The 13,009-nt window shown below is 68.0% G+C and carries 8 protein-coding genes; 6 read left to right on the top strand and 2 right to left on the bottom strand.

Annotated elements, in window-relative coordinates:
• Positions 1-353 precede the first annotated feature (353 nt).
• The 5 genes from U4Z31_RS30290 (at position 354) to U4Z31_RS30270 (ending at position 9,758) form a co-directional block, all read left to right on the top strand.
• A complete protein-coding gene (locus U4Z31_RS30290; protein ID WP_124571054.1) occupies positions 354-1,178 on the top strand; it encodes an IclR family transcriptional regulator in 825 nt (274 codons plus the stop codon).
• Positions 1,179-1,451: 273 nt separating this feature from the next.
• Positions 1,452-2,819: an MdtA/MuxA family multidrug efflux RND transporter periplasmic adaptor subunit gene (locus U4Z31_RS30285; protein ID WP_321812234.1), complete on the top strand. Its 1,368-nt coding sequence runs from the start codon at positions 1,452-1,454 to the stop codon at positions 2,817-2,819.
• Between the two features lie 15 nt (positions 2,820-2,834).
• On the top strand, positions 2,835-5,948 hold the full coding sequence (locus U4Z31_RS30280; RefSeq protein ID WP_321798529.1) for an MdtB/MuxB family multidrug efflux RND transporter permease subunit: 3,114 nt from the start codon (positions 2,835-2,837) through the stop codon (positions 5,946-5,948).
• Positions 5,949-5,951: 3 nt separating this feature from the next.
• Positions 5,952-9,260, top strand: coding sequence for an efflux RND transporter permease subunit (locus tag U4Z31_RS30275; protein WP_321812233.1), 3,309 nt, complete (start codon positions 5,952-5,954; stop codon positions 9,258-9,260).
• A 114-nt stretch (positions 9,261-9,374) separates the two neighbouring features.
• Positions 9,375-9,758 carry a VOC family protein gene (locus U4Z31_RS30270; protein ID WP_374692660.1) on the top strand — a complete coding sequence of 128 codons (384 nt, stop codon included), beginning with the start codon at positions 9,375-9,377 and terminating at the stop codon, positions 9,756-9,758.
• A 94-nt stretch (positions 9,759-9,852) separates the two neighbouring features.
• Here the strand turns inward: U4Z31_RS30270 and U4Z31_RS30265 are convergent, their stop codons facing one another.
• A complete protein-coding gene (locus tag U4Z31_RS30265; RefSeq protein WP_321812232.1) occupies positions 9,853-11,388 on the bottom strand; it encodes an NYN domain-containing protein in 1,536 nt (511 codons plus the stop codon).
• 252 nt (positions 11,389-11,640) lie between these two features.
• Between U4Z31_RS30265 and U4Z31_RS30260 the strand changes: the two genes are divergently transcribed.
• A complete protein-coding gene (locus tag U4Z31_RS30260; protein ID WP_124487395.1) occupies positions 11,641-12,270 on the top strand; it encodes an SDR family oxidoreductase in 630 nt (209 codons plus the stop codon).
• A gap of 107 nt (positions 12,271-12,377) precedes the next feature.
• Here U4Z31_RS30260 and U4Z31_RS30255 read toward each other — a convergent pair whose 3' ends face one another.
• Complete coding sequence (locus U4Z31_RS30255) at positions 12,378-12,929, bottom strand: peroxiredoxin (RefSeq protein WP_321798511.1); 552 nt, start codon at positions 12,927-12,929, stop codon at positions 12,378-12,380.
• Between the last annotated feature and the right edge of the window lie 80 nt (positions 12,930-13,009).

The following is a 13,009-nucleotide window of genomic DNA, read 5'->3' as shown; positions in this document are numbered from 1 at the left end:
ATGGGCAAAAAAAAGCGCCACGGAGACCGTGGCGCTAAAAAAGTTCTAGCCATTCCGAGGGCCGTGCTAGAACCTGAGAGACTGCGCGAAACACCGTTGCCGGTTAAACTCCTGAAACGATGTTTCGAAAACGTGAGACATTCTTTCCGTTTCCGCCCGACAAGTCAAGCGGTATTTGCACCGGTTTGTTCACTTTCCGGCAACGCTCATTTGAGCACTTTCCTAATAAACCAAGGGTGAACCCGTAAAATCTCATCCGATGAACGATTCACCCATGGAACATGCATCTTTTGACAATCATCCTACAATACCAACAAAATGAAATCGAGTTTCGGAAATAGAGAGAATCCCTCGTGTCGACATCTGTAACGCCTTCCGCGCCCCGAGACCGCGAATCGTCGCCGGACGAGATCACCGCGCTCGCGCGCGGCCTCGCCGTGCTGCGCCGCATCGCGGCCGCCGACGCCCCGGTCAGCAACCGCGAGCTGACCGAATTGACGGGCATCCCGAAACCGACCGTGTCGCGCATCACGGCGACGCTCGTCAGCGCCGGCTTCCTGTTCCAGCTGCCCGACAGCGAGCGCTTCGTGCTGACCGCGTCGGTGCTGGAGCTGAGCCACGGCTTCCTGCGCAACTTCGACATCCGCGCGCGCTCGCGGCCGTTCATGATCGAACTCGCCGAGCGCACGTCGCTGTCGGTGCACCTCGCGGTGCGCGACCGGCTCGACATGGTCGCGATCGACGTGATCCGGCCGCGCTCGGCCGTGCTCGTCACGCGCCTCGAGATCGGCTCGCGGATGGACATCGCGCGCACCGCGGTCGGCCGCGCGTATCTCGCGGCGCTGGAGGACGACGAGCGCCGCACGCTGCTCGACGCGCTGCGCGCGACGGCCGGCGACGACTGGCCGCACGTATCGGCGCGCCTGACCCCCGGCCTCGAGGACGCGATGCGCGCCGGCCACGCGATCGCGATCGGCGAATGGCGCGAAGGGCTGAATGCGGTCGCGGCCGGGTTCGTCGGCCCGTCGGGCCAGCGCTATTCGGTGAACTGCGGCGGCGCATCGAGTCAGTGCCCGCCCGAATGGCTGCAGGAACACGTGGTGCCCGCGCTGCACGAGTGCATCGCGAAAATCACCCGCGAGATCGGCGGCGCGCCGGCCCGGCGCAGCGCCGTGTAATCGATCCGTCATCGCCCCGTCGCGTTCTGTAACGACCGTAACCCGTTGAAAGATAGACGACTGGACTGTAACGGGGACGGGACGTAGGATCATGCCCATCGTCGCGCCGCATTCGCGGCGCGCACCGCTCTTTTCTTTTTCCGCGCAGACCGGAAGGGCCCGGACCGAGCCGGCCTTCCGGCACCGCATGCCCCTGCGCCGCCCAGGCCCGTTTTCCAGCCCGGTTTCGAGCCCGTTTCCCGGCCTGCCGAGCCGTCTTCCTGACAGAACCCGATGGACAATCAACAAAAGCCCACGCCCCCTTCGAAGGATCCCGCCTCCCCCGCCCCGCGCCGCCCGCGCCGCACGCTGGTGATCGGGACGCTCGCGGTCGTCGTCATCGGCGGCCTGCTGTGGTGGCACCCGTGGAACCGCACGCAGGCCGACGCGCAGGCGGCGGCCAGCGCGGCCTCCGGCGCGAGCGCAGGCGGCGGCCATCGCGGCCGCGGCGGCCCCGCCGCGATGGCGAACGTTCCGCAACCCGTATCGGTCGCGACCGCGACGCAGGGCGAGATGCCGATCGTGCTGTCCGCGCTCGGCACCGTGACGCCGCTCGCGAGCGTGACGGTCAAGACGCAGCTGTCGGGCTACCTGCAGTCGGTCGCGTTCCAGGAAGGCCAGATCGTCAGGAAGGGCGACCTGCTCGCGCAGATCGACCCGCGCCCGTACCAGGTCGCGCTCGAGAACGCCGAAGGCACGCACGCGCGCGACTCGGCACTGCTCGCGACGGCCCGCCTCGACCTGAAGCGCTACCAGACGCTGCTGTCGCAGGATTCGATCGCGTCGCAGACGGTCGACACCCAGGCATCGCTCGTCAAGCAATATGAAGGAACGGTGAAGACCGACCAGGCGGCGATCGATTCCGCGAAGCTGAACCTCGCGTACGCGCGCATCACGGCGCCGGTGTCGGGCCGCGTCGGCCTGCGCCAGGTCGACCCCGGCAACTACGTGACGCCGGGCGACACGAACGGGATCGTCGTGATCACGCAGCTGCAGCCGATGAGCGTGATCTTCACGACTTCGGAAGACAACCTGCCGCAGATCGTCAAGCAGGTGAACGCGGGCCGGAAACTGTCGGTCACCGCGTACAACCGCAACAACACGGTGCCGCTCGAGACGGGTTCGCTCGCCACGCTCGACAACCAGATCGACACCAGCACCGGCACGGTCAAGCTGCGTGCGACCTTCGATAACAAGGAAGGGCTGCTGTTCCCGAATCAGTTCGTGAACGCGCGGCTGCTGGTCGACGTGATGCGCGATGCGACGATCGTGCCGACGGCCGCCGTGCTGACGGGCTCGATCGGCCAGTTCGTGTACATCGTGAAGCCCGACAACACGGTGACGGTGCGCAAGGTCACGATCGGCCCGGTCGACGGCGAGCGCACAAGCATCGTCAGCGGCGTCGCGCTCGGCGAGCGCGTGGTCACCGACGGCTCCGACCGGCTGCGCGAAGGCGCGAAGATCACGATCCCGGCCGACAAGCCGAAAGGCGCGTCGGGCGCGCACGGCGCCGGCGCGGCGTCCGGCGCATCGGGCGCGGCCGCCCGCCGCGGCGGACACAAGCACGGCGCGTCGCAGGCAGCGGCCCCCGCGGCCCAGTAACGCGCGGGCCGCTCGATGAATCCATCCCGCCTCTTCATTCTCCGGCCGGTCGGCACCGCCCTCCTGATGGCGGCGATCATGCTGGCCGGTCTCGTCGCGCTGCGCTTCCTGCCGCTCGCCGCCCTGCCCGAGGTCGACTACCCGACGATCCAGGTCCAGACCTTCTATCCGGGCGCGAGCCCGGAGGTGATGACGTCGGCGGTCACCGCGCCGCTGGAGCGGCAGTTCGGCCAGATGCCGTCGCTGAACCAGATGTCGTCGCAAAGCTCGGCCGGCGCGTCGGTGATCACGCTGCAGTTCTCGCTCGACCTGCCGCTCGACATCGCCGAACAGGAAGTGCAGGCCGCGATCAACGCGGCCGGCAACCTGCTGCCGTCCGACCTCCCGGCCCCGCCGATCTATGCGAAGGTCAACCCGGCCGACGCGCCGGTGCTGACCCTCGCGATCACGTCGAAGACCCTGCCGCTCACGCAGGTGCAGGACCTGACCGACACGCGTCTCGCGATGAAGATCTCGCAGATCGCGGGCGTCGGCCTCGTCAGCCTGTCGGGCGGCAACCGGCCGGCCGTGCGGATCCAGGCGAACCCGACCGCGCTCGCGCAGTACGGGATGAACCTCGACGACCTGCGCACGACGATCTCGAACCTGAACGTGAACACGCCGAAGGGCAACTTCGACGGCCCGACGCGCGCGTACACGATCAACGCGAACGACCAGCTCACCAGCGCCGATCAATACAACGACGCGGTCGTCGCCTACAAGAGCGGCCGCCCGGTGATGCTGACCGACGTCGCGAAGATCGTCGCCGGCTCCGAGAACACCAAGCTCGGCGCGTGGGTCAATGCGGAGCCCGCGATCATCCTGAACGTGCAGCGCCAGCCGGGCGCGAACGTGATCGCGACCGTCGACGCGATCAAGGCGCAGCTGCCGAAGCTGCAGGAGACGCTGCCCGCCGCGCTCGACGTGCAGATCGTCACCGACCGCACGACGATGATCCGCGCCGCCGTGCGCGACGTGCAGTTCGAGTTGCTGCTCGCGGTCGCGCTGGTCGTGCTGGTGATGTACCTGTTCCTCGCGAACGTCTACGCGACCATCATCCCGAGCCTGTCGGTGCCGCTGTCGCTGATCGGCACGCTCGCGGTGATGTACATGGCCGGCTTCTCGCTGAACAACCTGTCGCTGATGGCGCTCACCATCGCGACCGGCTTCGTCGTCGACGACGCGATCGTGATGATCGAGAACATCGCGCGCTACGTCGAGGAAGGCGACACGGGACTCGAGGCCGCGCTGAAGGGCTCGAGACAGATCGGCTTCACGATCATCTCGCTGACGGTGTCGCTGATCGCGGTGCTGATCCCGCTGCTGTTCATGGGCGACGTGGTCGGCCGCCTGTTCCACGAGTTCGCGATCACGCTCGCGGTGACGATCGTGATCTCGGCGATCGTGTCGCTCACGCTCGTGCCGATGATGTGCGCGAAGCTGCTGCGCCATTCGCCGCCGCCGGAGAGCCACCGCTTCGAGGCGCGCGTGCACCGCGCGATCGACTGGGTGATCGCGCGCTACGGGGTCGCGCTCGAATGGGTGCTGAACCGCCAGCGCTCGACGCTCGTCGTCGCGGTGCTGACGCTCGTGCTGACCGGCCTGCTCTACGTGTTCATACCGAAGGGCTTCTTCCCCGCGCAAGACACCGGCGTGATCCAGGCGATCACGCAGGCGCCGCAGTCGATCTCGTACGGCGCGATGGCCGAACGCCAGCAGGCGCTCGCGGCCGAGATCCTGAAGGATCCGAACGTCGCGAGCCTCACGTCGTTCATCGGCGTCGACGGCAGCAACATCACGCTGAACAGCGGCCGGATGCTGATCAACCTGAAGGCGCGCGACGCCCGCTCCGAATCGTCCGCGCAGATCATCCGCGACCTGCAGCAGCGCGTCGCGAACGTGACCGGCATCTCGCTGTTCATGCAGTCGGTACAGGACCTGACGATCGACTCCACAGTGAGCCCGACGCAGTACCAGTTCATGCTGACGAGCCCGAACCCGGACGAGTTCGCGACCTGGGTACCGAAGCTCGTCACGCGGCTGCAGAAGGAGCCGTCGCTCGCCGACGTCGCGACCGACCTGCAGAGCAACGGCCAGTCGGTCTACATCGAGATCGACCGCGCGAGCGCCGCGCGCTTCGGCATCACGCCGGCGACCGTCGACAACGCGTTGTACGACGCGTTCGGCCAGCGCATCGTGTCGACCATCTTCACGCAGTCGAACCAGTACCGCGTGATTCTCGAGTCGGAGCCGAAGGAGCAGCATTACGCCGAATCGCTGAGCGACATCTACCTGCCGTCCGCGGGCGGCGGCCAGGTGCCGCTGTCGTCGATCGCGTCGTTCCACGAGCGGCCGTCGCCGCTGCTCGTCGCACACCTGTCGCAGTTCCCGTCGACGACGATCTCGTTCAACCTCGCGCCGGGCGCGTCGCTCGGCGAGGCCGTGAAGGCAATCGGCGCCGCCGAGCAGGACATCGGCCTGCCCGGCTCGTTCCAGACGCGCTTCCAGGGCGCCGCGCTCGCGTTCCAGGCGTCGCTGTCGAACCAGCTGTTCCTGATCCTCGCGGCGGTCATCACGATGTACATCGTGCTCGGCGTGCTGTACGAGAGCTACATCCACCCGATCACGATCCTGTCGACGCTGCCGTCGGCCGGCGTCGGCGCGCTGCTTGCGCTGATGATCACCGGGCACGACCTCGACATCATCGGGATCATCGGGATCGTGCTGCTGATCGGCATCGTGAAGAAGAACGCGATCATGATGATCGACTTCGCGCTCGAAGCCGAGCGGGTCGAAGGCAAGCCGCCGCGCGAGGCGATCTACCAGGCGTGCCTGCTGCGCTTCCGGCCGATCCTGATGACGACGCTCGCCGCGCTGCTCGGCGCGGTGCCGCTGATCGTCGGCGCGGGTGCGGGCTCCGAGCTGCGCCAGCCGCTCGGGATCGCGATCGCGGGCGGCCTGATCGTGTCGCAGGTGCTGACGCTGTTCACGACGCCGGTGATCTACCTCGGCTTCGACAGCCTCGCGCGCCGCGTGCGCGGCTGGTTCGAGCGGCACGGCCCCGGCGCCGGCACGCGCACGGACGTGTAAGCAATGAACCTGTCGCGCCCCTTCATCACCCGCCCCGTCGCGACGACGCTGCTCGCGCTCGGCGTCGCGCTCGCGGGCCTGTTCGCATTCATCAGGCTGCCGGTGTCGCCGCTGCCGCAGGTCGACTTCCCGACCATCTCGGTGCAGGCGTCGCTGCCCGGCGCGAGCCCCGAGACAGTCGCGACCAGCGTGACGAGCCCGCTCGAGCGGCACCTCGGCTCAATCGCCGACGTCAGCGAAATGACGTCGACCAGCACCGTCGGCAACGCGCGGATCATCCTGCAGTTCGGGCTGAACCGCGACATCGACGGCGCCGCGCGCGACGTGCAGGCCGCGATCAACGCGGCGCGCGCCGACCTGCCCGCGTCGCTCAGGAGCAACCCGACGTATCGCAAGGTCAACCCGGCCGACTCGCCGATCATGATCGTGTCGCTCACGTCGGAAACGTCGTCGCCCGCGAAACTGTACGACGCCGCGTCGACGGTGCTGCAGCAGTCGCTGTCGCAGATCGACGGGATCGGCCAGGTGTCGGTGAGCGGCTCCGCGAACCCGGCCGTGCGCGTCGAGCTCGAGCCGCATGCGCTGTTCCACTACGGGATCGGCCTCGAGGACGTGCGCGCGGCGCTCGCGTCCGCGAACGCGAACAGCCCGAAGGGCGCGATCGAGTTCGGCCCGAAGCACTACCAGCTCTATACGAACGACCAGGCGTCGCAGGCGTCGCAGTACAGCGACCTCGTCGTCGCTTACCGCAAAGGCGCGGCCGTGCGGCTGTCCGACCTGTCCGAGGTCGTGGACGGCGTCGAGGACCTGCGCAACCTCGGTTTGTCGAACGGCAAGCGCGCGGTGCTCGTGATCCTCTACCGCTCGCCCGGCGCGAACATCATCGAGACGATCGACCGCGTGCGCGCGGCGCTGCCGCAGCTCACCGCGTCGCTGCCGGCCGACATCACGGTCACGCCGGTGCTCGACCGTTCGACGACGATCCGTGCGTCGCTGAAGGACACCGAGCACACGCTGCTGATCGCGGTCAGCCTGGTCGTGATGGTCGTGTTCCTGTTCCTGCGCAACTGGCGCGCGACGCTGATCCCGAGCGTCGCGGTGCCGATCTCGATCGTCGGCACGTTCGGCGCGATGTACCTGCTCGGCTTCTCGATCGACAACCTGTCGCTGATGGCGCTGATCGTCGCGACCGGCTTCGTCGTCGACGATGCGATCGTCGTGCTCGAGAACATCACGCGCCACATCGAGAACGGCAAGCCGAGGTTGCAGGCCGCGTTCGACGGCGCGCGCGAGGTCGGCTTCACCGTGCTGTCGATGAGCATCTCGCTCGTCGCGGTGTTCCTGCCGATCCTGCTGATGGGCGGCATCGTCGGGCGGCTGTTCCGCGAGTTCGCACTGACGCTGTCGCTCGCGATCGGCGTGTCGCTCGCGGTGTCGCTCACCGTCACGCCGATGATGTGCGCGCGGCTGCTGCGCGAAGCGCACGACGTGCAGGAGGAAGGCCGCCTCGGCCGCTTCCTCGAGCGCTTCTTCACGCGGATGCAGCGCGGCTACGAGCGCTCGCTGTCGTGGGCGCTGCGCCGCCCGCTGCTGGTGCTGCTGATCCTGTTCGCGACGATCGGGCTGAACGTCTACCTGTACATCATCGTGCCGAAGGGCTTCTTCCCGCAGCAGGACACCGGGCTGATGATCGGCGGCATCCAGGCCGACCAGTCGACCTCGTTCCAGGCGATGAAGCTGAAGTTCGCCGAGATGATGCGGATCGTGCAGGCGAACCCGAACGTGAAGAGCGTCGCGGGCTTCACCGGCGGCACGCAGACCAACTCGGGCTTCATGTTCGTCACGCTGAAGGACCGCACCGAGCGCAAGCTGTCGGCCGACCAGGTGATCCAGCAGTTGCGCAGGCCGCTGTCGGACGTCGCGGGCGCGCGCACGTTCCTGCAGGCCGCGCAGGACATCCGCGTCGGCGGCCGGCAAAGCAGCGCGCAGTACCAGTTCACGCTGCTCGGCGATTCGAGCGCCGAGCTGTACAAGTGGGCACCGCTCCTGACCGAGGCGCTGCAAAAGCGCGCCGAGCTGACCGACGTGAACTCCGACCAGCAGCAAGGCGGCCTCGAGGCGATGGTGACGATCGACCGCGCGAGCGCCGCGCGGCTCGGCATCAAGCCCGCGCAGATCGACAACACGCTGTACGACGCGTTCGGCCAGCGCCAGGTCTCGACGATCTACAACCCGCTGAACCAGTACCACGTCGTGATGGAGGTCGCGCCGAAATACTGGCAGAGCCCGGAGATGCTGAACCAGGTGTGGATCAGCACGTCGGGCGGCAGCGCGAACGGCTCGCAGACCACCAACGCGGCGGCCGGCACCTTCGTCGCGACCTCGGCCGGCACGTCGAGCGCCGGCACGGCCGCGACGAGCGCCGCGGCGATCGCGTCCGATTCCGCGCGCAACCAGGCGCTGAACTCGATCGCGTCGAGCGGCAAGTCGAGCGCGTCGTCGGGCGCGGCGGTGTCGACGTCGAAGTCGACGATGATTCCGCTGTCCGCGATCGCGACCTTCGGCCCGAGCACGACGCCGCTGTCGGTCAACCACCAGGGGCTGTTCGTCGCGACGACGATCTCGTTCAACCTGCCGCCGGGCGTGTCGCTGTCGCAGGCGACCCAGGTGATCTACCAGACGATGGCGCAGATCGGCGTGCCGCCGACGATCGTCGGCAGCTTCCAGGGCACCGCGCAGGCGTTCCAGCAGTCGCTGAACAACCAGCCGATCCTGATTCTCGCGGCGCTGCTGGCCGTCTACATCGTGCTCGGGATCCTGTACGAGAGCTACATCCACCCGATCACGATCCTGTCGACGCTGCCGTCGGCCGGCGTCGGCGCCCTGCTCGCGCTGCTGCTGTTCAAGACCGAGTTCAGCATCATCGCGCTGATCGGCGTGATCCTGCTGATCGGTATCGTGAAGAAGAACGCGATCATGATGGTCGACTTCGCGATCGACCAGACGCGCAACGCCAACAAATCGTCGTTCGATGCGATCCACGAGGCGTGCCTGCTGCGCTTCCGGCCGATCATGATGACCACGATGGCGGCACTCCTCGGCGCACTGCCGCTCGCGTTCGGCCACGGCGACGGCGCCGAGTTGCGCGCGCCGCTCGGGATCGCGATCGCCGGCGGCCTGATCATGTCGCAGGTGCTGACGCTCTATACGACGCCGGTCGTCTATCTGTACATGGACCGGTTCCGCGTGTGGGGCGAAAAGCGCCGCAACCGCCGCGGCGATTCGGGCGGACCGGCGGTGGCCGGGGATTAAGCGGACCACGAGCAGGCGGCCGCGCCACGCGGCCGCCTGACAGGCTTGCACGCAAGCGGCGATCGGCTATCGTGTGTCCATGCCCACCCTCGCGCCCCGTCCCGGGGACCCGCCATGAACGTCCAGCTGAACCATACGATCGTCTGGTGCCGCGACAAGCACGCATCGAGCCGCTTCCTCACCGAGCTTCTGGAATTGCCGGCGCCGACGCCGTTCGGCGCGATGCTGGTCGTCCAGCTCGACAACGGCGTGTCGCTCGATTTTTATGAAAAAGAGGGAGAGATCACGGCCCAGCACTACGCGTTCCTGACCGACGAGGCCGGCTTCGACCGCGTGTTCGCGCGCATTCGCGCGCGCGGCCTGCCGCACTGGGCCGATCCGGCGAAGCGGCAGCCCGGTGAGATCTACCGCCATGACGGCGGTCGTGGTGTGTATTTCGACGATCCGGACGGTCACTTCCTCGAGGTGATGACGCGGCCGTACGTGCTGAACGGATAACGAAGCGCGTCGGCCGGTGTTGCACCGGCCGACGCGGCGGCGCGGGCAGCGCCCTCGGTCGGACGCCGCCCCGCCCGGACGCCCGCTGACTCCGTTACTCGGCGGCGGCAGCCGTCTTGCGCGGACGGCGCGCGCGGGGCGCCGTCTTGCGGGCCGGCTTCTTCGGCTTGGCGCCGGCTGCTGCGTCGGCGGCCGCTTCAACGGTCGATTCGGCGGCCGGTGCGGCTTCGTGCGACGGCTGCGCGGCAGCCGCCGAGGCACCGTACTCGCCGGCCGTCGGCGCCGCGTGCTGCGCCGCGACGTGCCGGTCCTCACCGTGGTCCGCGTCGCGATGCGTCGCTACTGCCTGCTTGCCTTCCGCATGCTTGCCTTCGGTGTGCTTGCCTTCCGCGTGCTTGTCGCCACCGTGCTTCGCACCGCCGTGCGCGGCCTCGTCCGGATTCGCCGCCGTGTGACGGCCGGCCCCCTTCGCATCGCCCGCCTGCTTCACGCCGGCCTTCTTCGCCCCTGCCTTCTTCGCCGCGGTCTTGCGCGCGCGCTTGCGGCCGTCCTTCGCGTCACCGTGCGTGTCGGCCGCCTCATTCGCGTCGGCCGTCGCGGCCGGCACGAGCGCCGCTTCGTTCACGACGTCGACGACGTCCGCCTCGTCCGCATCGACCCGCACGCTTTCGCCGACCGCCGCTTCCGCCTGCTGCCCGCGGCGCCGCGGCTCGCGCTCGGCCGTTGCGGCTTCCCCGTGGCGCCCGCCGTGACCGTGCTGCGCGCCGCCCGTATCGCGCGCCGCCGCCACCGGCTCGGCCGCCGCCGCGGACTGGCGTGGCCGCGACACGAACGCGCCCGACTTGTCGTCGCGACCCACCTCGAGCAGGCCGCGCGCCTGCGCTTCGTCGAGCAGGTTGCCGAATGCGCGGAAACCGTAATACGACTCGTTGAAGTCCGGCTTGCGGCGCTTGATCGCGCTCTTGAGTACCGAAGCCCAGATCTTGCCGACGTCGTCGCGCTCCGACGCCAGCGCATCGAACGTCTCGACCGCGAGCGCGATCGCCTCGCTGCGGCGCACTTCCAGTTCCGGCTTGCGCGACGGCTCGTCGGCGCGCTTCGCGCCGCCGTTACCGGTGCGCTGCTGTTCGCGCTTCGCCAGCGCGCGCTGCTGCTCGCGCACCAGGTCGTCGTAGAAAATGAATTCGTCGCAGTTCGCGACCAGCAGGTCCGACGTCGACTTCTTCACGCCGACCCCGATCACCTTCTTCGCGTTCTCGCGCAGCTTCGACACGAGCGGCGAGAAATCCGAGTCGCCGCTGATGATCACGAACGTATCGACGTGCGACTTCGTGTAGCAGAGATCGAGCGCGTCCACGACGAGCCGGATGTCGGCCGAATTCTTGCCCGACTGGCGCACGTGCGGAATCTCGATCAGCTCGAAGCTCGCCTCGTGCATCGAGGCCTTGAAGCCCTTGTAGCGCTCCCAGTCGCAATACGCCTTCTTCACGACGATGCTGCCCTTCAGCAGCAGCCGCTCCAGCACGGGCTTGATGTCGAATTTCTCGTACTTCGCGTCGCGCACGCCGAGCGCGACGTTCTCGAAGTCGCAGAACACGGCCATGCTGACGTTGTCCAGGGGTAATGCCATGTGTACTCCAACCGGTTGGCCGCCGCGTTGTATTTCTTGGCGGCGAAAAATGCATCGCGCACATGATAGCCGGTCGGCGGGGCGATTCCGCGATCCGTGCGCGCGAGCGCGCGGAGACGGGGCGCCGCGCCGGCCGTTTCGGTGCGGTACAGCCCCAATTACCCGAGCGCCGCCGCCCCGATCGACATACACTTGAGTATCGGTCGTCCGTCCCTATCTGGAAGGACGACGCATCGAGCAAGGAGCGGTTTCATGACGACGAAGGTATTGCTGATTGGCGCGACCGGCCGCACCGGCCGGGCCTGCGCGGATCTGCTGCTGGAGCAGCCGGAATTCGAGGTGACTGCGCTGGTGCGCCGGCACGGCTATGCGCTGCCGGGCGCGAAGGTCGTCGAGGCCGATCTGACGGGCGATTTCTCGCACGCGTTCCAGGGCATCACGCACGTGATCTACGCGGCCGGCTCGGCGGAATCGGAAGGCGCCGCCGAAGAGGAGCAGATCGACCGCGACGCGGTCGCGCGCGCGGCCGAGCATGCGCTCGCCTACAACGTGCAGAAGCTGGTCGTGATCAGTTCGCTGACCGCGTACTGGCCGGAGCGCAGCGGCGACGCGCTGCGCCACTACTCGCAGATGAAGCGCGAAGGTGACGACCGCGTGATCGCGTCGGGCATCGATTACGTGATCCTGCGCCCCGGCCCGCTCGCGGACGGCCCGGGCGTCGGCAAGATCGCGCTGACCGAGGAGCCGCTCGACGCAGCGCCGCCGGTGTCGCGCCAGGATGTCGCGTGGGCCGCGATCGAGGCGATCAAGCTGGGCATTTCGCGCAAGGTCATCGGCTTCGTCGGCGGCAGCGTGCCGATCGAACAGGCGTTGCGCGCCTGACGCTTGCCCGGCCTGCCCGCGCCGCCACGGGGCGGCCGCGTGTCATCGCGCCTGCGGCCCGCGAAGCGGGCCGCTTTACGGCGGGCTGACCGCCTGCGGATGGCTGCTTACGGCTTCGGATGCGCGTCGGCCCACGCCTTCACCGCGCCGAGCGTGTTCTCGACATGCTTGTCGGGCGACAGGCTCGTATATTCGTACAACACCTTCCCTTCCGGCGAAATCACGTAGGACACGCGGTTCGCGCGATCGAGCGCGGGCAGCTTCGCGTCGTATTCGCGGATGATCTTCGCGTCCGGATCGGCCGCGACCGGGAACTTGCTGCGGCACTCGCTCACCGAGAACTTCGTCAGCGTGTCGATGTTGTCCGCGGATACGCCGATCACCGTCGCGCCGTAAGCCTTGTAACGATCGACCGCGTCCGCGAACGCATGCGCCTCGATGGTGCAGCCCTTCGTGAACGCGGCCGGGTAGAAGTACAGCACAACCGGTCCGTGCTTCAGCGCATCGGCCAGCGAGTACGTGTAAGTCTTGCCGCCCAGCGACGCCTGCGTCGTGAAGTCGGGCGCCGCGGCGCCCGGCTTCAATTCCGCCTGCGCGACCCGCGCATGGCCGGCCACCAGCAGCGCTGCCGCGGCGCCCACCCATAGTTTTCGCTTCATCTGCGTCCTCATTTCTTATAAAGTCAGCCTCGATGTAGGCCGCATCGGCGTTCGCCTGTCGAACGCCGATGTGCGCGACC

The organism is Burkholderia sp. BCC1985, assembly GCF_905339915.1.
GTDB lineage: Bacteria > Pseudomonadota > Gammaproteobacteria > Burkholderiales > Burkholderiaceae > Burkholderia.
This window is presented reverse-complemented; position numbering and strand designations above follow the sequence as displayed.